Raw genomic sequence first — 22,418 nt, 5'->3', positions numbered from 1 at the left:
AAATTATTAGTCCCCTTCTATCTTAGAAATTTTTTGGCTTGAATATATTTTCACCCCATAAAATTTTTTTCTGCAAACAAAGTTTACCATTTATTCAAAACATTATTTGAAACACTCAAAACATGGTAACCATATCACCTATATCTTTTATCTTCCAAGCAACCTTATGTTCAGACAGCCTTATCTAAATAAATAATAAAAGCCCTGCTTTTTCGGCAGGGCTTTGATAGTGGGATATATTCAGACAACTTTAACCGATAAATTCAACATGGTTGTCCAAAATAATGTTTAGGGTTTGGCCCGAAGCCATTCCTTTGAAAGTGATACTGTTGTTGTAAGTTTGGCCATCACTGCCCACACCGGTAAAGCTTAAGGTATGGGTTGCATCATTCCAAACAGCACCTTTCAACTGAGCAGGGCTTACCAAGTCGGCAAACACTACTTTATCCACACCGGCCTCAAAATCAGTAATGATATCTTGACCACTGTTGCTGTTGGCCAGGAATACAAACTGATCAGCACCTTCACCGCCAGTCAGCGTATCGTTTCCGGCTCCACCAAACAGAATGTCATTACCGCTGCCACCGTTGAGCGTATCGTCTCCGCCATCACTACGACCATCCAACAGATCCTGCCAGTTGCTGCGGACATAACTGTTGATTTGATCGCTGGTAGCATCTGCACCACTGTTATCGGTCCATTTAATGTACTCTTTCAGCGCATTAATGCTTTGACCGTCATGGTTATCAGAAGTGTACGCCACACCTGTGCTAGTGTTCACCCAAGACAGATGATCCGTGTTGATTGTATCACCAAACAGAATATCATCACCTGCACCACCACTGATTACATCATTTGAAACACTATCCAAATGAATTTGAGTAGTACCGTGTTGCAATGCAGCATCCAGTTCATCAGGGTTACTTACAATCGCAGACTCACCGGTATAACCGCTCAATTTAACAGTGTTGTAACCTGACGGTGCAAAATAATTTTGCCATTCTTGGTTATACACCAAATCACTATCGGAAGTATTATCGAAATATTTCAGTGTATTGTTACCAACACCTTTAGAGAAGCCGATGGCATGTACATCTGAAATCGCACTCAGCCCTTTAAAGCTAGACAAGGCGGCATCCATTGATGTTTGTGTTACATAAGCACCATTAATCCAACCAGTTGTACCATAAGTAGTCGGTTCACCATCAGTTAAGAAATAAGTAACATTCTTATAGCCATTTGATGAAACGCTATTTAGCCAAGTTGTCGCATCACGGAAAGCATCATCATAGTTGGTTGCATCCGTAAATGCTAAGCTATTAATCTTATTGATTAATTGATCAACATTACTGCCATTCAAGTCTTTTATGCTCAACTGCATATTTGATACTTTGTTGAAAGTCATGAATGCAACGTTAATCTTACCATCATGCCCGGCCAAATCATTTGCCAACTTCAACAATGATTTCTTAGCCATCTCTCCATAAGTCAAACCATTAGCCGCTTTAAAGAAGTTCATACTGTTCGAATTATCCAAGAGGATCATTACATTGTAATTAGCCCCCGGGGTAATGATGATTTCAGAACCACCTGTATCGCCGACCAGTACATCATCTCCATTGCCACCTGTAATAACATCAGGCTTGTTAGTGCCAATAACAGATTTATCGCTGGCACCATTAATCGTAATAGTCAGCTGGGCAGTACTACTGTCGCCGTCTGCATCGGTTACTGTGTAGCTGAAGGTTTCCTTCAGAGTCTCGCCGTCTTTCAATGCTTTAACAGCAGGATTCGCAGAGTTCAAGTCATACTTATAGTTACCAGAAGCATCTACGGTCAGTACACCATAATTACCGGCAGATTTGGCGATGCTCACAGTGACTGGCGCATCTGCACCAATTGTATCGTTAGCCAACAAATTGCCACTTACGCTAATGTCTCCTTCATTGATTGCTTTTGTATCATTCGCAGCAACCGGAGCAGTATCTGTAATGACAACATCCAAGCTGTCCATCACCATATTGCCCGCTTTATCACGTACGGTTACGATGAAGCTGTCACGTACTGATAAATCTCCCTGGCTGTGATCTTGTGCTTTATTAGCTTCTTTATAAGTGTAAGAAACCACACCGGTAGAAGCATTGTATTCGGTAATCGTCAAGGTACCTTTAGCAGTGGTAATAACTACAGGCGTAGAAGTAGTAGCAGAAGTTACATCTTTGCCACCAACGGTCACGGAAGCTACACCATTACTATCGCTAACTTTAATAATACCGCTTACGCTAGCACCTGAAGCCTCTTTCACTGCAAGATTGGCGTCATTCACAGATACAGTCGGATTAACAGTATCAATACTACCTAAATCTCGTGCCCTTGCTTCATTACCGGCCGGATCTTTTACGGTAACTGTTGCAAGATAATTACCGTCCGCAAGCGGATTCGGAACATCTGCACGGTATGTACCATCTTGCTGCACTACTGCCGTGAAGGTTTGTACTTGGCTATTGCTGTCTGTAACAGAAATAGTTACTACCGAACCGGCAGGTGCATTCGTCGTACCTGTAATAGTCGGTGTATTGTCATTACTGTTATCAGGAGCATCCACAGTAATATTCGGAGCAGTCAAATCAGTCGCTTTGGTTACGTCTACATCAGTAGCTGTATTACCTGCTTTATCGGTAACACTGGCGCTGAAGCTATACGCTTTACCGTCGGTAACCCAAGCAGCTCCCGCAGGTACGGCAGCACTCCATGTACCGTTAGTCACGGTAGTGGTATAGCTGGCCACCTCTGTGTTGCCATCCAATACTTTCACAACTACGGTCTGACCGTTCTCCGCATCGGTTACACCCGATACGTTGAAGCCGTTTTGTTTGTCCGCCGCATTGATTACAGCATAGCCGTCGGCATCCTTCGCACCTTGGTTATCACCGGCAATGTGGTTGATGTCGATAGAAACTTTTCCATCCACGGTGTACGGACGGGTAGCAGTTATCGTACCGGTATTGCCTGCCGCGTCTGTAGTCGTGATGCCGGCATCTACTACCTTATCCGCATCGGCCGCCAAATCGCTACCTTTGACTTTAACGGTGAAGTTACCTTGTGCATCTACTTTGCTTGTGTAACTGTTGCCGTTAACCACTACGGTTACGACGTCTCCGGCTTTAAATTCACCGCTTACTTTGCCTACCACCGGAACTTCAGTAGCAGCAGATTCTTGGCCGTTCAATACGTCATCACCTGCCACACTGCTGATAACCAGTTTGGTCGTATTGGCATTCGGAGCAGTCAAGTCGGTAGCTTTGGTTACGTCTACGTCAGTAGCTGTATTACCTGCTTTATCGGTAACGCTGGCGCTGAAGCTATACGCTCTACCGTCGGTAACCCAAGCAGCTCCCGCAGGTACGGCAGCACTCCATGTACCGTTAGTCACGGTAGTGGTATAGCTGGCCACCTCTGTGTTGCCATCCAATACTTTCACAACTACGGTCTGACCGTTCTCCGCATCGGTTACACCCGATACGTTGAAGCCGTTTTGTTTGTCCGCCGCATTGATTACAGCATAGCCGTCGGCATCCGTCGCACCTTGGTTCTCACCGGCAATATGGTTGATGTCGATAGAAACTTTTCCATCCACGGTGTACGGACGGGTAGCAGTTATCGTACCGGTATTGCCTGCCGCGTCTGTAGTCGTGATGCTGGCATCTACTACCTTATCCGCATCGGCCGCCAAATCGCTACCTTTGACTTTAACGGTGAAGTTACCTTGTGCATCTACTTTGCTTGTGTAACTGTTGCCGTTAACCACTACGGTTACGACGTCTCCGGCTTTAAATTCACCGCTTACTTTGCCTACCACCGGAACTTCAGTAGCAGCAGATTCTTGGCCGTTCAATACGTCATCACCTGCCACACTGCTGATAACCAGTTTGGTCGTATTGGCATTCGGAGCAGTCAAGTCGGTAGCTTTGGTTACGTCTACGTCAGTAGCTGTATTACCTGCTTTATCGGTAACGCTGGCGCTGAAGCTATACGCTTTACCGTCGGCAACCCAAGCAGCTCCCGCAGGTACGGCAGCACTCCATGTACCGTTAGTCACGGTAGTGGTATAGCTGGCCACCTCTGTGTTGCCATCCAATACTTTCACAACTACGGTCTGACCGTTCTCCGCATCGGTTACACCCGATACGTTGAAGCCGTTTTGTTTGTCCGCCGCATTGATTACAGCATAACCGTCGGCATCCGTCGCACCTTGGTTCTCACCGGCAATATGGTTAATGTCTATAGTAGGTGCTTTGGTATCAACATTAACACTGTCGCTGCCTTTGGGGCCGGTATTGCCGGCCGCATCGGTTACGGTCGCGCTTACTTCCAGCGGGCCGTCCGTCGGAATCTTGTCTTCCGGTACGGTTACGGTAACACCGCCCGCGATGTCTTCCGGCGTCAGCTCTTTGGTAAAGTCCGGTTTGCCGTCGCCGTCATAGTCAACTTCCAATACGTCGCCCGGCTTCGCGTCTTTCGGCGGGGTGATCAATACTTCTACGCCGCCTTTGGCTTCTTCGCCGTTCACATAGCCGTCGCCGCCGTCTTTGATTTCAACCGTCGGCGCACCCGGTGCTTGGGTGTCGATCTCGGCGCTGTCGCGGCCTTTCTCGCCGCTGTTGCCGGCAGGATCGGTCACCCAGGCCTCTACGGTCAGGGTCTTACCTTCGCCGGGATTCTTAACGCCCGGTACGTCTACGCTGCCTTTAACGATGTCGGCTGCGGTCAGTACATGGCTGAAGTCGGGTTTGCCGTCGCCGTTGGTGTCGACGTTCAGCGTGTCTCCCGCTACGGCTGTCGCCGGCAGCGCTACGTTGACGCCGATGTCGCCGTTCAGTTCTTTACCGTTAATGAAGCCGTCGTTGTTCGCGTCTTCGGTAATGGTCACGATCGGTTTGCCCGGCGCGCTCAGTTGCAGACGGGCGCTGTCGTTAACCGGACCGGCGCTGTTGCCTGCCGCATCACGGATAGAGGCGGTCGCTACGAAGTCGGTGTTGTCACCCGTCGGATTGAATTTCACGTCCACGTAACCGGCTTTTACTTGCTCCGGTGTCAGCGTGATCACTTTGTCGGTATTGCCGCTGCCGCTTACCGTCAGGGTATCGCCGGCTGCCGCGCCTTCCGGCAGGGTAACGCGTACGTCGATGTCGTTGCCTTTCAGCTCGGCCGCGTTGATGTAGCCGTCGTTGTTGGCATCTTCGGTAATTTCGATCACCAGACCTTTGTATACGGTAGTGTCTACGGTGGCGGAATCGGTACCCGCCGGACCGGTGTTACCGGCTACGTCGGTTACGGTCGCGCTTACTTCGATCTTACCGCCGTCTTGCGGTGCCGGCAGGGTAACTTCTACTTTGCCTGCGGCAATTTGTTCGGGCGTCAGTACGACTTTTTGTTCGTTGCCGGCGTTGTCGGTTACGGTCAGGGTATCGCCTGCCGCCGCATCTTTCGGCAACTCTACCGATACGTTGATGTCACCGTCCAATTCGTCCGCGTTGATGTAGCCGTCGTTGTTTTTGTCTTCAACGATGGTGACTACCGGTGCGCCAGGCTCGTCCAGTTTCAACATCGCTTTGTCTTCGGCAACATTGCTCTTATTGCCTGCGGCATCGCTGACTTGCGCTGTGGCGACAAACTCGGTGCCGTTGCCCGGTGCGGTGAAGCTGGTGCTGACTTTGCCCGCATCGATATCGGCCTGGGTCAGCGTGATTTCTTTCGGGGTATTGCCCGTGGCGGTCACGACCAGCAGATCACCCGCCACTGCCTGTTTGGGCAGAGTAACGGTAACGTCGATGGTACCTTGCAGCTCTTCTTTGCTGATGAAGCCGTCGTTATTGGCATCTTCGTCAATCACGATGCTGACGCCGTCTGAAACCAAATCGCTCAGATCCAATTTGGCGCTGTCGCGGCCTTCCTCGGAAACGTTGCCGGCTTTGTCTGCGATCACTGCGGTCACAACCATTTCGCTGCCGTGTGCCGGTGCGTCGAATTCGGTGGTCACGTAGCCTTTGGCTTTGTCTTCGGCCGTAACGATCACTTCTTTGGTAACGCCGCCCGAAGTCACTTTCACAACGTCGCCTACGGATACTTTGTCTCCGTCGAAGCTGACTTTAACGTCTACCGCACCATCCAGCTCTTCGCGGTTGATGAAGCCGTCGTTGTTGGCATCTTCGGTGATTTCCACTACCGGTGCTACGCCGTTGTTCGGTACGGCAGTATCGGCTTGGGTGCTGTCGCTGCCTTTGGGGCCGGTATTGCCAGCCGCGTCGGTTACGGTCGCGCTTACTTCCAGCGGGCCGTCCGTCGGAATCTTGTCTTCCGGTACGGTTACGGTAACACCGCCCGCGATGTCTTCCGGCGTCAGCTCTTTGGTAAAGTCCGGTTTGCCGTCGCCGTCATAGTCAACTTCCAATACGTCGCCCGGCTTCGCGTCTTTCGGCGGGGTGATCAATACTTCTACGCCGCCTTTGGCTTCTTCGCCGTTCACATAGCCGTCGCCGCCGTCTTTGATTTCAACCGTCGGCGCACCCGGTGCTTGGGTGTCGATCTCGGCGCTGTCGCGGCCTTTCTCGCCGCTGTTGCCGGCAGGATCGGTCACCCAGGCCTCTACGGTCAGGGTCTTACCTTCGCCGGGATTCTTAACGCCCGGTACGTCTACGCTGCCTTTAACGATGTCGGCTTCCGTCAGTACGTGGCTGAAGTCGGGTGTGCCGTCGCCGTTGGTGTCGACGTTCAGCGTGTCTCCCGCTACGGCTGTCGCCGGCAGCGCTACGTTGACGCCGATGTCGCCGTTCAGTTCTTTACCGTTAATGAAGCCGTCGTTGTTCGCGTCTTCGGTAATGGTCACGATCGGTTTGCCCGGCGCGCTCAGTTGCAGACGGGCGCTGTCGTTAACCGGACCGGCGCTGTTGCCTGCCGCATCACGGATAGAGGCGGTCGCTACGAAGTCGGTGTTGTCACCCGTCGGATTGAATTTCACGTCCACGTAACCGGCTTTTACTTGCTCCGGTGTCAGCGTGATCACTTTGTCGGTATTGCCGCTGCCGCTTACCGTCAGGGTATCGCCGGCTGCCGCGCCTTCCGGCAGGGTAACGCGTACGTCGATGTCGTTGCCTTTCAGCTCGGCCGCGTTGATGTAGCCGTCGTTGTTGGCATCTTCGGTAATTTCGATCACCAGACCTTTGTATACGGTAGTGTCTACGGTGGCGGAATCGGTACCCGCCGGACCGGTGTTACCGGCTACGTCGGTTACGGTCGCGCTTACTTCGATCTTACCGCCGTCTTGCGGTGCCGGCAGGGTAACTTCTACTTTGCCTGCGGCAATTTGTTCGGGCGTCAGTACGACTTTTTGTTCGTTACCGGCGTTGTCGGTGACGGTCAGGGTATCACCCGCAACCGCTCCTTTCGGCAACTCTACCGATACGTTGATGTCGCCGTCCAATTCGTCCGCGTTGATGTAGCCGTCGTTGTTTTTGTCTTCAACGATGGTGACTACCGGTGCGCCAGGCTCGTCCAGTTTCAACATCGCTTTGTCTTCGGCAACATTGCTCTTATTGCCTGCGGCATCGCTGACTTGCGCTGTGGCGACAAACTCGGTGCCGTTGCCCGGTGCGGTGAAGCTGGTGCTGACTTTGCCCGCATCGATATCGGCCTGGGTCAGCGTGATTTCTTTCGGGGTATTGCCCGTGGCGGTCACGACCAGCAGATCACCCGCCACTGCCTGTTTGGGCAGAGTAACGGTAACGTCGATGCTGCCTTGCAGCTCTTCTTTGCTGATGAAGCCGTCGTTATTGGCATCTTCGTCAATCACGATGCTGACGCCGTCTGAAACCAAATCGCTCAGATCCAGTTTAGCGCTGTCGCGGCCTTCTTCGGAAACGTTGCCGGCTTTGTCGGCAATCACTGCGGTCACAACCATTTCGCTGCCGTGTGCCGGTGCGTCGAATTCGGTGGTCACGTAGCCTTTGGCTTTGTCTTCCGCGGTAACGATCACTTCTTTGGTAACGCCGCCTGAGGTCACTTTAACAATGTCGCCTACGGATACTTTGTCGCCTTCGAAGCTGACTTTAACATCTACCGCACCATCCAGCTCTTCGCGGTTGATGAAGCCGTCGTTGTTGGCATCTTCGGTGATTTCCACTACCGGTGCTACGCCGTTGTTCGGTACGGCAGTATCGGCTTGGGTGCTGTCGCTGCCTTTGGGGCCGGTATTGCCAGCCGCGTCGGTTACGGTCGCGCTTACTTCCAGCGGGCCGTCCGTCGGAATCTTGTCTTCCGGTACGGTTACGGTAACACCGCCCGCGATGTCTTCCGGCGTCAGCTCTTTGGTAAAGTCCGGTTTGCCGTCGCCGTCATAGTCAACTTCCAATACGTCGCCCGGCTTCGCGTCTTTCGGCGGGGTGATCAATACTTCTACGCCGCCTTTGGCTTCTTCGCCGTTCACATAGCCGTCGCCGCCGTCTTTGATTTCAACCGTCGGCGCACCCGGTGCTTGGGTGTCGATCTCGGCGCTGTCGCGGCCTTTCTCGCCGCTGTTGCCGGCAGGATCGGTCACCCAGGCCTCTACGGTCAGGGTCTTACCTTCGCCGGGATTCTTAACGCCCGGTACGTCTACGCTGCCTTTAACGATGTCGGCTGCGGTCAGTACATGGCTGAAGTCGGGTTTGCCGTCGCCGTTGGTGTCGACGTTCAGCGTGTCTCCCGCTACGGCTGTCGCCGGCAGCGCTACGTTGACGCCGATGTCGCCGTTCAGTTCTTTACCGTTAATGAAGCCGTCGTTGTTCGCGTCTTCGGTAATGGTCACGATCGGTTTGCCCGGCGCGCTCAGTTGCAGACGGGCGCTGTCGTTAACCGGACCGGCGCTGTTGCCTGCCACATCACGGATAGAGGCGGTCGCTACGAAGTCGGTGTTGTCACCCGTCGGATTGAATTTCACGTCCACGTAACCGGCTTTTACTTGCTCCGGTGTCAGCGTGATCACTTTGTCGGTATTGCCGCTGCCGCTTACCGTCAGGGTATCGCCGGCTGCCGCGCCTTCCGGCAGGGTAACGCGTACGTCGATGTCGTTGCCTTTCAGCTCGGCCGCGTTGATGTAGCCGTCGTTGTTGGCATCTTCGGTAATTTCGATCACCAGACCTTTGTATACGGTAGTGTCTACGGTGGCGGAATCGGTACCCGCCGGACCGGTGTTACCGGCTACGTCGGTTACGGTCGCGCTTACTTCGATCTTACCGCCGTCTTGCGGTGCCGGCAGGGTAACTTCTACTTTGCCTGCGGCAATTTGTTCGGGCGTCAGTACGACTTTTTGTTCGTTACCGGCGTTGTCGGTGACGGTCAGGGTATCACCCGCAACCGCTCCTTTCGGCAACTCTACCGATACGTTGATGTCGCCGTCCAATTCGTCCGCGTTGATGTAGCCGTCGTTGTTTTTGTCTTCAACGATGGTCACTACCGGTGCGCCAGGCTCGTCCAGTTTCAACGTCGCTTTGTCTTCGGCAACATTGCTCTTATTGCCTGCGGCATCGCTCACTTGCGCTGTGGCGACAAACTCGGTGCCGTTGCCCGGTGCGGTGAAGCTGGTGCTGACTTTGCCCGCATCGATATCGGCCTGGGTCAGCGTGATTTCTTTCGGGGTATTGCCCGTGGCGGTCACGACCAGCAGATCACCCGCCACTGCCTGTTTGGGCAGAGTAACGGTAACGTCGATGGTACCTTGCAGCTCTTCTTTGCTGATGAAGCCGTCGTTATTGGCATCTTCGTCAATCACGATGCTGACGCCGTCTGAAACCAAATCGCTCAGATCCAATTTGGCGCTGTCGCGGCCTTCCTCGGAAACGTTGCCGGCTTTGTCTGCGATCACTGCGGTCACAACCATTTCGCTGCCGTGTGCCGGTGCGTCGAATTCGGTGGTCACGTAGCCTTTGGCTTTGTCTTCGGCCGTAACGATCACTTCTTTGGTAACGCCGCCCGAAGTCACTTTCACAACGTCGCCTACGGATACTTTGTCTCCGTCGAAGCTGACTTTAACGTCTACCGCACCATCCAGCTCTTCGCGGTTGATGAAGCCGTCGTTATTGGCATCTTCGGTGATTTCCACTACCGGTGCTACGCCGTTGTTCGGTACGGCAGTATCGGCTTGGGTGCTGTCGCTGCCTTTGGGGCCGGTGTTGCCGGCCGCGTCGGTTACGGTCGCTTCAACCACCAGTTTGCCATCCGTCGGAATCTTGTCTTCCGGTACGGTTACGGTTACCCCGCCCGCGATGTCTTCCGGCGTCAGCTCTTTGGTAAAGTCCGGTTTGCCGTCGCCGTCATAGTCAACTTCCAATACGTCGCCCGGCTTCGCGTCTTTCGGCGGGGTGATCAATACTTCTACGCCGCCTTTGGCTTCTTCGCCGTTCACATAGCCGTCGCCGCCGTCTTTGATTTCAACCGTCGGCGCACCCGGTGCTTGGGTGTCGATTTCGGCGCTGTCGCGGCCTTTCTCGCCGCTGTTGCCGGCAGGATCGGTCACCCAGGCCTCTACGGTCAGGGTCTTACCTTCGCCGGGATTCTTAACGCCCGGTACGTCTACGCTGCCTTTAACGATGTCGGCTTCCGTCAGTACGTGGCTGAAGTCGGGTGTGCCGTCGCCGTTGGTGTCGACGTTCAGCGTGTCTCCCGCTACGGCTGTCGCCGGCAGCGCTACGTTGACGCCGATGTCGCCGTTCAGTTCTTTACCGTTAATGAAGCCGTCGTTGTTCGCGTCTTCGGTAATGGTCACGATCGGTTTGCCCGGCGCGCTCAGTTGCAGACGGGCGCTGTCGTTAACCGGACCGGCGCTGTTGCCTGCCGCATCACGGATAGAGGCGGTCGCTACGAAGTCGGTGTTGTCACCCGTCGGATTGAATTTCACGTCTACGTAACCAGCTTTTACTTGCTCCGGTGTCAGCGTGATCACTTTGTCGGTATTGCCGCTGCCGCTTACCGTCAGGGTATCGCCGGCTGCCGCGCCTTCCGGCAGGGTGATGCGTACGTCGATGTCGTTGCCTTTCAGCTCGGCCGCGTTGATATAGCCGTCGTTGTTGGCATCTTCGGTAATTTCGATCACCAGACCTTTGTATACGGTAGTGTCTACGGTGGCGGAATCGGTACCCGCCGGACCGGTGTTACCGGCTACGTCGGTTACGGTCGCGCTTACTTCGATCTTGCCGCCGTCTTGCGGTGCCGGCAGGGTAACTTCTACTTTGCCTGCCGCAATTTGTTCGGGCGTCAGTACGACTTTTTGTTCGTTGCCGGCGTTGTCGGTTACGGTCAGGGTATCGCCTGCCGCCGCATCTTTCGGCAACTCTACCGATACGTTGATGTCACCGTCCAATTCGTCCGCGTTGATGTAGCCGTCGTTGTTTTTGTCTTCAACGATGGTGACTACCGGTGCGCCAGGCTCGTCCAGTTTCAACATCGCTTTGTCTTCGGCAACATTGCTCTTATTGCCTGCGGCATCGCTGACTTGCGCTGTGGCGACAAACTCGGTGCCGTTGCCCGGTGCGGTGAAGCTGGTGCTGACTTTGCCCGCATCGATATCGGCCTGGGTCAGCGTGATTTCTTTCGGGGTATTGCCCGTGGCGGTCACGACCAGCAGATCACCCGCCACTGCCTGTTTGGGCAGAGTAACGGTAACGTCGATGGTACCTTGCAGCTCTTCTTTGCTGATGAAGCCGTCGTTATTGGCATCTTCGTCAATCACGATGCTGACGCCGTCTGAAACCAAATCGCTCAGATCCAATTTGGCGCTGTCGCGGCCTTCCTCGGAAACGTTGCCGGCTTTGTCTGCGATCACTGCGGTCACAACCATTTCGCTGCCGTGTGCCGGTGCGTCGAATTCGGTGGTCACGTAGCCTTTGGCTTTGTCTTCGGCCGTAACGATCACTTCTTTGGTAACGCCGCCCGAAGTCACTTTCACAACGTCGCCTACGGATACTTTGTCTCCGTCGAAGCTGACTTTAACGTCTACCGCACCATCCAGCTCTTCGCGGTTGATGAAGCCGTCGTTGTTGGCATCTTCGGTGATTTCCACTACCGGTGCTACGCCGTTGTTCGGTACGGCAGTATCGGCTTGGGTGCTGTCGCTGCCTTTGGGGCCGGTATTGCCAGCCGCGTCGGTTACGGTCGCGCTTACTTCCAGCGGGCCGTCCGTCGGAATCTTGTCTTCCGGTACGGTTACGGTAACACCGCCCGCGATGTCTTCCGGCGTCAGCTCTTTGGTAAAGTCCGGTTTGCCGTCGCCGTCATAGTCAACTTCCAATACGTCGCCCGGCTTCGCGTCTTTCGGCGGGGTGATCAATACTTCTACGCCGCCTTTGGCTTCTTCGCCGTTCACATAGCCGTCGCCGCCGTCTTTGATTTCAACCGTCGGCGCACCCGGTGCTTGGGTGTCGATCTCGGCGCTGTCGCGGCCTTTCTCGCCGCTGTTGCCGGCAGGATCGGTCACCCAGGCCTCTACGGTCAGGGTCTTACCTTCGCCGGGATTCTTAACGCCCGGTACGTCTACGCTGCCTTTAACGATGTCGGCTTCCGTCAGTACGTGGCTGAAGTCGGGTGTGCCGTCGCCGTTGGTGTCGACGTTCAGCGTGTCTCCCGCTACGGCTGTCGCCGGCAGCGCTACGTTGACGCCGATGTCGCCGTTCAGTTCTTTACCGTTAATGAAGCCGTCGTTGTTCGCGTCTTCGGTAATGGTCACGATCGGTTTGCCCGGCGCGCTCAGTTGCAGACGGGCGCTGTCGTTAACCGGACCGGCGCTGTTGCCTGCCACATCACGGATAGAGGCGGTCGCTACGAAGTCGGTGTTGTCACCCGTCGGATTGAATTTCACGTCCACGTAACCGGCTTTTACTTGCTCCGGTGTCAGCGTGATCACTTTGTCGGTATTGCCGCTGCCGCTTACCGTCAGGGTATCGCCGGCTGCCGCGCCTTCCGGCAGGGTAACGCGTACGTCGATGTCGTTGCCTTTCAGCTCGGCCGCGTTGATGTAGCCGTCGTTGTTGGCATCTTCGGTAATTTCGATCACCAGACCTTTGTATACGGTAGTGTCTACGGTGGCGGAATCGGTACCCGCCGGACCGGTGTTACCGGCTACGTCGGTTACGGTCGCGCTTACTTCGATCTTACCGCCGTCTTGCGGTGCCGGCAGGGTAACTTCTACTTTGCCTGCGGCAATTTGTTCGGGCGTCAGTACGACTTTTTGTTCGTTACCGGCGTTGTCGGTGACGGTCAGGGTATCACCCGCAACCGCTCCTTTCGGCAACTCTACCGATACGTTGATGTCGCCGTCCAATTCGTCCGCGTTGATGTAGCCGTCGTTGTTTTTGTCTTCAACGATGGTGACTACCGGTGCGCCAGGCTCGTCCAGTTTCAACATCGCTTTGTCTTCGGCAACATTGCTCTTATTGCCTGCGGCATCGCTGACTTGCGCTGTGGCGACAAACTCGGTGCCGTTGCCCGGTGCGGTGAAGCTGGTGCTGACTTTGCCCGCATCGATATCGGCCTGGGTCAGCGTGATTTCTTTCGGGGTATTGCCCGTGGCGGTCACGACCAGCAGATCACCCGCCACTGCCTGTTTGGGCAGAGTAACGGTAACGTCGATGGTACCTTGCAGCTCTTCTTTGCTGATGAAGCCGTCGTTATTGGCATCTTCGTCAATCACGATGCTGACGCCGTCTGAAACCAAATCGCTCAGATCCAGTTTAGCGCTGTCGCGGCCTTCTTCGGAAACGTTGCCGGCTTTGTCGGCAATCACTGCGGTCACAACCATTTCGCTGCCGTGTGCCGGTGCGTCGAATTCGGTGGTCACGTAGCCTTTGGCTTTGTCTTCCGCGGTAACGATCACTTCTTTGGTAACGCCGCCTGAGGTCACTTTAACAATGTCGCCTACGGATACTTTGTCGCCTTCGAAGCTGACTTTAACATCTACCGCACCATCCAGCTCTTCGCGGTTGATGAAGCCGTCGTTGTTGGCATCTTCGGTGATTTCCACTACCGGTGCTACGCCGTTGTTCGGTACGGCAGTATCGGCTTGGGTGCTGTCGCTGCCTTTGGGGCCGGTATTGCCAGCCGCGTCGGTTACGGTCGCGCTTACTTCCAGCGGGCCGTCCGTCGGAATCTTGTCTTCCGGTACGGTTACGGTAACACCGCCCGCGATGTCTTCCGGCGTCAGCTCTTTGGTAAAGTCCGGTTTGCCGTCGCCGTCATAGTCAACTTCCAATACGTCGCCCGGCTTCGCGTCTTTCGGCGGGGTGATCAATACTTCTACGCCGCCTTTGGCTTCTTCGCCGTTCACATAGCCGTCGCCGCCGTCTTTGATTTCAACCGTCGGCGCACCCGGTGCTTGGGTGTCGATCTCGGCGCTGTCGCGGCCTTTCTCGCCGCTGTTGCCGGCAGGATCGGTCACCCAGGCCTCTACGGTCAGGGTCTTACCTTCGCCGGGATTCTTAACGCCCGGTACGTCTACGCTGCCTTTAACGATGTCGGCTGCGGTCAGTACATGGCTGAAGTCGGGTTTGCCGTCGCCGTTGGTGTCGACGTTCAGCGTGTCTCCCGCTACGGCTGTCGCCGGCAGCGCTACGTTGACGCCGATGTCGCCGTTCAGTTCTTTACCGTTAATGAAGCCGTCGTTGTTCGCGTCTTCGGTAATGGTCACGATCGGTTTGCCCGGCGCGCTCAGTTGCAGACGGGCGCTGTCGTTAACCGGACCGGCGCTGTTGCCTGCCACATCACGGATAGAGGCGGTCGCTACGAAGTCGGTGTTGTCACCCGTCGGATTGAATTTCACGTCCACGTAACCGGCTTTTACTTGCTCCGGTGTCAGCGTGATCACTTTGTCGGTATTGCCGCTGCCGCTTACCGTCAGGGTATCGCCGGCTGCCGCGCCTTCCGGCAGGGTAACGCGTACGTCGATGTCGTTGCCTTTCAGCTCGGCCGCGTTGATGTAGCCGTCGTTGTTGGCATCTTCGGTAATTTCGATCACCAGACCTTTGTATACGGTAGTGTCTACGGTGGCGGAATCGGTACCCGCCGGACCGGTGTTACCGGCTACGTCGGTTACGGTCGCGCTTACTTCGATCTTACCGCCGTCTTGCGGTGCCGGCAGGGTAACTTCTACTTTGCCTGCGGCAATTTGTTCGGGCGTCAGTACGACTTTTTGTTCGTTACCGGCGTTGTCGGTGACGGTCAGGGTATCACCCGCAACCGCTCCTTTCGGCAACTCTACCGATACGTTGATGTCGCCGTCCAATTCGTCCGCGTTGATGTAGCCGTCGTTGTTTTTGTCTTCAACGATGGTCACTACCGGTGCGCCAGGCTCGTCCAGTTTCAACGTCGCTTTGTCTTCGGCAACATTGCTCTTATTGCCTGCGGCATCGCTCACTTGCGCTGTGGCGACAAACTCGGTGCCGTTGCCCGGTGCGGTGAAGCTGGTGCTGACTTTGCCCGCATCGATATCGGCCTGGGTCAGCGTGATTTCTTTCGGGGTATTGCCCGTGGCGGTCACGACCAGCAGATCACCCGCCACTGCCTGTTTGGGCAGAGTAACGGTAACGTCGATGGTACCTTGCAGCTCTTCTTTGCTGATGAAGCCGTCGTTATTGGCATCTTCGTCAATCACGATGCTGACGCCGTCTGAAACCAAATCGCTCAGATCCAATTTGGCGCTGTCGCGGCCTTCCTCGGAAACGTTGCCGGCTTTGTCTGCGATCACTGCGGTCACAACCATTTCGCTGCCGTGTGCCGGTGCGTCGAATTCGGTGGTCACGTAGCCTTTGGCTTTGTCTTCGGCCGTAACGATCACTTCTTTGGTAACGCCGCCCGAAGTCACTTTCACAACGTCGCCTACGGATACTTTGTCTCCGTCGAAGCTGACTTTAACGTCTACCGCACCATCCAGCTCTTCGCGGTTGATGAAGCCGTCGTTGTTGGCATCTTCGGTGATTTCCACTACCGGTGCTACGCCGTTGTTCGGTACGGCAGTATCGGCTTGGGTGCTGTCGCTGCCTTTGGGGCCGGTATTGCCAGCCGCGTCGGTTACGGTCGCGCTTACTTCCAGCGGCCCGTCCGTCGGAATCTTGTCTTCCGGTACGGTTACGGTTACCCCGCCCGCGATGTCTTCCGGCGTCAGCTCTTTGGTAAAGTCCGGTTTGCCGTCGCCGTCATAGTCAACTTCCAATACGTCGCCCGGCTTCGCGTCTTTCGGCGGGGTGATCAATACTTCTACGCCGCCTTTGGCTTCTTCGCCGTTCACATAGCCGTCGCCGCCGTCTTTGATTTCAACCGTCGGCGCACCCGGTGCTTGGGTGTCGATTTCGGCGCTGTCGCGGCCTTTCTCGCCGCTGTTGCCGGCAGGATCGGTCACCCAGGCCTCTACGGTCAGGGTCTTACCTTCGCCGGGATTCTTAACGCCCGGTACGTCTACGCTGCCTTTAACGATGTCGGCTGCGGTCAGTACATGGCTGAAGTCGGGTTTGCCGTCGCCGTTGGTGTCGACGTTCAGCGTGTCTCCCGCTACGGCATCTCGTGGCAACGTTACAGTTACATTGATATCACCATCTAATTCATCAGAACTGATATAGCCATCATTATTTTTATCTTCGATAATAGTTACAACAGGAGCACTTGGCGCCATTGTATCTACCGTTCCAGGATCAGTAGCAGTAGCTGTTTTACCAGCCTTATTATTCACAGTTGCTTCAGCAGTATATTCTCCATCAGCCAAAGGCTCTTTTACATCCACTTCATAGGTGCCGTCATCTTTAACTGTAGTAGTAACTGTTTGCTGCTTGCCTTCCGCGTCTGTAATCAATACAGAAACTGTTTGTCCCGGCTCAGCATCAGTCTTACCACTAATAGTCGGGGTATTATCATTAGTCAGGTCTGGCGCATCAACTGTGATTTCAGGAGCAGGAAGCTCTGGAACTGGAGTATCGTTATTATTACCCCCTTGCGCTCCCAATGCGGCCAACGGCATCAAAGCCAATAACCATAATGGATTCGGCATCCATAAAGCTTGGATCACTTCTCCACCCAAAGCTTGACCGGCTTGCACTTCTTCAGCCAGCAAGGTTACCGCATCCTCCGGAAGGGTACTTTCAGGGATATAGGGATAAATATTACCGTTCTCATGCTGCCCGATCAGCAAGCTATCTTTATACGCACTGGTTTTACCCGAGTAGTATCCCTCAATCACTAAATCGGGATTAGCAATATCTGTACCTTCAACCGCTACAAACAAGTCGTCCCCAACACGCTTAATCATGATATTTTCAGGGCCGAACTGAGTTAGGTCATCAATAAATTGATAATTCACACCCGGTTGCGCCGCAATACGGACAGCCTCACCACTGGCAGTCTGAATTTTGATGCTTTCCACTACTTCTTTAGCATTATTAATATTGAGCGTAATGTTTTTCGCCATTTGATTCACCTTATCTTTTCTATTTTATTTGATATATGTATTTATTTTTACTAATTTATTTTGCAGCTTTTTCACCATGAAGCAGAATCTCTACCCTACGATTAGGCTGATCACACTCTTGGCGAGCTTTGGCATTTTTCGGATGTTGAGCACGGCAGTTAGTTACCAACAACTCTTTTTTACCGCGTCCCTCGGCAACAATCATTCCACCTTGGAGGCCACTTTCCATCAACGCTTTTTTCACAGTAGCAGCACGAGCAGTCGACAATTTATTGTTATAAATATCACTACCTTCCGGATCGGTATGACCGATTACGGAAATGCTGCTGACCCGATTGAGATTTTGCTTGATATCATCAGAAACTGCAGCTACCTCACGTTTACCCTGAGGCAACATATCTTTATATTCGGAACGATCAAATTTAAATAAAGCCGAAGCCTGCAAGCTGTATTTTTTCAATACTTCGGCACATTGGCTGGCTTTTGATACGCGTGACAAAGTATGGTTTTGCTGCTGAACACCTTTTAAATCAGCCTCAGCCTGCTCCGGAGTTACGGGTTCCAAAGCCGGTTGTCCATTATTGTTGGTAATTTTAAAGAAAGATACAGCCGCCTCAGGAAGATTATAGTAATCCCCTAAGTCGGCCTTTTTACGATATGCGCGATCTTGATTTGTAAAATCCGCATGGAAACGTTGATTTTGCGCACATACTGTTTCCTGACGGTATGCATTGGGCTGCAGCGAACCTAGATATTCACCATTTACATAAATATTTACCGTTGGTCCGTCAATTGCGTCACTAGATCGGTAAAACACTACTGAAGAGCGCCCCTCTGGAACTGAAGTGCTGTATACAATGTCTTTAGTATCAACCCAAGTCACTTTAGAGTGAGTGACGCAACCTGTAGCGAAAAACGGCAACAAAACCCAAACTAAATGGCGACGAGAAAACATCATGACAGGCTCCTAATTTTATTTGAATATAAATTTTAATAAATTGTTTTAATTTTAAGAGGTTAACTTAAGACAGAAACATCCCCGATATATCTGCCGAAACAAAATCCCCAGCAAATCGGCAGACAATAGATAATAACCCCTTTACTATGTTTAAGATGATAAAGGCATTTTATCTCGCATTTCTTTAGCATACCTATACGGTTAGTTAACCTGACAAGTGGTAGTTTCACCCGTTACTTTTCTGCAACAATCCGCTTCACACAAGTAATTTAGAGTAGGCAGCCTAGGATATAATTTGAATATTCAAATTTATCCGGCGACCGATCAAATATTTCACTTGAAATTTAAACCCGTCTTGCACTATATATCTAAGTATTTTCTATCCGAAAAATCCATCACTTAATAATAATTTTCAGCTAAAATAGCAGTCTTTTTTCAAAGCAAACTTCACCGACATGCGCCTTACCCATATTAAACTTGCAGGGTTTAAATCTTTTACCGATCCCACAACCATTCACGTACCGGGACAACTCGTTGCAGTAATAGGCCCAAACGGCTGCGGAAAATCCAACGTAATCGATGCAGTTCGCTGGGTACTGGGAGAGGCTTCCGCCAAGCAATTACGCGGTGAAAGCATGCAGGATGTGATTTTTAATGGTGCGGCGACCCGCCGCCCCGCTCCACGCGCTTCTGTAGAGCTTGTTTTCAATAATGCAGACCACTCTCTACAAGGACCATGGGGGCAATATGCTGAAGTCAGTATCAAACGCCAACTGACCCGACAAGGAGAATCCACCTACTTTATCAATAATCAAGTTGTCCGCCGCCGAGATATCACCGACCTTTTCTTGGGAACGGGTGTGGGCGCGCGTGGTTATGCCGTTATCGAACAAGGCATGATTTCCCGGATTATCGAAGCACGCCCCGAAGAGTTACGTGCATATATAGAGGAGGCGGCAGGCGTATCTAAATATAAAGAGCGGCGCAAAGAAACAGAAGGCCGTCTGAAAGATACCCGCGAGCATTTGCAACGTTTGGCAGATTTGCAAAACGAATTGGCCCGCCAGGTTGAAAAACTTGAAAAGCAAGCCGAAACGGCCCAACGCTACAAAACCCTTACACAACAGCTATCAAAGCAACAAGATTTACTGGATTACCTGCAATGGCAACAAGCCTTGGCTAATGCAGACAAAGCTACTGCACAACACCGGCAGTTCCAACAACAACAAGACGAAATGGCCGCGCAAATCCAAGCTTTGACAGAACAAATTCATGCACTGCAAGCTACAGAGCAAGCGCAACAGATACAAGTACAAGATATCAGCAACCGTCGCAGTGTGCTGCGTGAACAAATCGCCCGCCTAGAAGAACAAATCCGCCACCAACAAACCCTACACCAGCGTATCGAACGTGATAAAGCAGCGGCACAAGCCCAGTTGCAGCGTATCCACCAGCAACAGCAAGAAATTCATGCGGAGATTGAAGAGCACGATATCCAAATTGAAAACAAGCAAGTTGAGCTAGCCGAACTGGCAATGCAAGTTGCCGAGCATGAAGAACGCCTGCCCGAGCTTGAAGAAGCACAATCTAATTTAAACAATGCATTCCAAGCTCAACAAGACGAATACAACCGTATCAAGCGTGAATTGGCTCTCAAACAACAACAGTTGACTCACGCCCAAGCAACCGTCAAACAGCATGCTCAGCGCCGCCAACGCTTAGACGAAGAAAATAAGGCCTTGAACCTGCCCGCCGGAGCAGATACCGAAGCAGCGCAAGAGCAGGCAGCCTTATTGCAAAGCCAACAAGAACATTACGAAGAACAATTGCTGGCTGCGGAAACACAACTTGAAACCCTGCAAAATGATTTTCAGACGGCCTCGGCGAATCATCAGACCATTCAACAGCAACACATCACACTAACCGCCCAACAACAGGCCCTTACCCAATTACTTGCGCAAGACAATGCCAACAGCGATTTCTGGCAGCATACCGACGCTGTAGAAATGCCCCAACTTTGGCAACACATACAAGCACCAGCCCAATGGCAGCATGCCCTAAGTGCATTTCTGGCCGAACGACTGCATGCCCGAGCCGTACCAGTTACATTCCACCCTCCTACCCCTCTACCGAACGGGCGGGCAGCTTGGATCGACAACAAACTCAGCGGCGGCCTAAAAAAATCACTGCCGGCTCAGGCCCTTCTTAACCAAATTCATGCTCAAGGCGCATTCCAAGCTGCTTTGCACCATTGGTTGGACGGCGTATTATGCGCCCCGGATCTAGACTATGCCCTTGCCCACCAAGGCGACTTACAAGGCAAACAACTTTGGCTTACTCCAGAAGGACACCAAGTCGACCGAGCCGGCGTATTACTTTACGCAGAGGCGGGGCAAGAAAATCTGATTTCCCGTAAGGCCCGCTTAGACGAGCTTAACACCGAATTGGCTACACTCACACCAAAGCTGGCGGCAGCAGAACAACAACGTAACCAAAGTCATAGCGCCCTTCTTGCCGCCGAACAACACTATAAAAACCTACAACAGCAGCAGAAGCAACACAATCAACAGTACCAGGCCGCTCAAACCCGTGCAGCCGAACTACTGGCCCGTACCAACCAAGGGCAAATCCGTCGCGAACATATCACCCGGGAACTACTGCAACTCGAAGAAGAGCAGCTGATACTCGAGCAAACTTCAGACGGCCTCGAAGACGACATCGCCACACTCACCGAAGCATGTTCGGAGCTGGAAACACAACAACAAACCACTTCAGGCAGCCGCCAACAGCAACAAAACCAACTCAAGCAGGCGCAACTCGCCCTTCTAGAGGCCAACCGCCGATATGGTTTGGTCGAAGTAGCCGTACACAAACTGCAACAGCAAAAACAAAGTCGAGAGCAGCAGCTTGCCCAGCTCGAGCAACAAACGCTTGACTGGCAGGAACGCCAAAGCGAACTGGCACTGGCTTACGAAGCCGAACAGCAAAATGACGAACAACACATCAAACTACAAAGTTTGGGTGAAGAAGTACAAACCTTGGATGAAGCGTATCTCGGTATCCAAGATCAGCTTTCGGCCACACAGAAACAAGGGCGTCAACAATATACACAGCAGCAGGCTCTATCGGCAAAACTGCCCCAACTGCAAGCCGCCACACAAACCGCCCTGCTGCAACAGCAAGAAGCCTTGCTTAATGCCAAACGTTTCCACGAAAATCTCGCCGTTCGCAATGCTGATCTAAGTGAACTTGAAAACCTCGCGGATGCCTCGGGTAATCTCAACGCACTAAGCGAAGATATCGGCAATTTGGCACAAAAAATCCAAGCACTCGGTGCCGTAAACCTGGCCGCACTGGAAGAGCTGGAAGAAGCACGTGAACGCGACGGCTATTACCGAAGCCAAAGCGAAGACGTACAATCCGCTATTGATTTGCTCGAAGAAGCCATCTCTCAAATCGACAACGAAACAAAAGCACGCTTTAAAGAAACCTTTGATGCGGTTAATGAAAAGGTACAAACCTTCTTCCCGACCCTTTTCGGCGGCGGAGAAGCAAAACTGCATATGATAGGTGACGATTTGCTCTCAGCGGGCGTATCCATCATGGCGCGCCCGCCCGGCAAGAAAAACAGCACCATCCACCTGCTCAGCGGCGGAGAAAAAGCCCTTACTGCCATGAGCTTGGTGTTCGCACTCTTCAGTCTCAATCCAGCACCTTTCTGCCTGCTGGACGAAGTCGATGCACCGCTGGATGATGCCAATACCGGCCGCTTCTGCAATCTGGTGAAAGAAATGTCGGCACAAACCCAGTTCCTCTATATTTCCCATAACCGGCTCACCATGGAAATGGCCGAACAGCTGATCGGCGTAACCATGCAGGAAAAAGGCGTATCGCGTATTGTGGCCGTTGATATCCAACAAGCACTCAGTATGGCCGAGCCTGCATAATTTGCCACAATTGAAACAGGCCGTCTGAAATATCTAT

3 protein-coding genes are annotated in these 22,418 nt (G+C 52.9%); 1 reads left to right on the top strand and 2 read right to left on the bottom strand.

The window, feature by feature from the left end; genetic code table 11:
* Positions 1-250: 250 nt before the first annotated feature.
* Both LVJ86_RS03435 and LVJ86_RS03430 read right to left on the bottom strand, forming a co-directional pair.
* The gene (locus LVJ86_RS03435) at positions 251-17,476 is read right to left on the bottom strand and encodes an Ig-like domain-containing protein (RefSeq protein WP_244702606.1); all 17,226 of its coding nucleotides are present in this window, start codon (positions 17,474-17,476) and stop codon (positions 251-253) included.
* 55 nt (positions 17,477-17,531) lie between these two features.
* Positions 17,532-18,434 (bottom strand): OmpA family protein, encoded by a 903-nt coding sequence (locus LVJ86_RS03430; RefSeq protein ID WP_235284623.1) that lies wholly within the window; start codon positions 18,432-18,434, stop codon positions 17,532-17,534.
* A gap of 455 nt (positions 18,435-18,889) precedes the next feature.
* On the opposite strand from LVJ86_RS03430, the gene smc reads away from it, so the two are divergent.
* A complete protein-coding gene (gene smc, locus LVJ86_RS03425; RefSeq protein WP_047761696.1) occupies positions 18,890-22,381 on the top strand; it encodes a chromosome segregation protein SMC in 3,492 nt (1,163 codons plus the stop codon).
* Positions 22,382-22,418: the final 37 nt, after the last annotated feature.

The sequence above is a fragment of the Neisseria arctica genome (genome assembly GCF_022870905.1).
Lineage (GTDB): Bacteria > Pseudomonadota > Gammaproteobacteria > Burkholderiales > Neisseriaceae > Neisseria > Neisseria arctica.
The sequence above is the reverse complement of the archived record's forward strand: the minus strand, read 5'-3'. Positions and strand labels throughout refer to the sequence as shown.

What these genes read in the sequence shown, in the direction of transcription:
- LVJ86_RS03435 (WP_244702606.1), bottom strand. Translation starts at nt 17,476, where the DNA reads ATGGCGAAAAACATTACGCTCAATATTAATAATGCTAAAGAAGTAGTG.
- smc (WP_047761696.1), top strand. Translation starts at nt 18,890, where the DNA reads ATGCGCCTTACCCATATTAAACTTGCAGGGTTTAAATCTTTTACCGAT.
- LVJ86_RS03430 (WP_235284623.1), bottom strand. Translation starts at nt 18,434, where the DNA reads ATGATGTTTTCTCGTCGCCATTTAGTTTGGGTTTTGTTGCCGTTTTTC.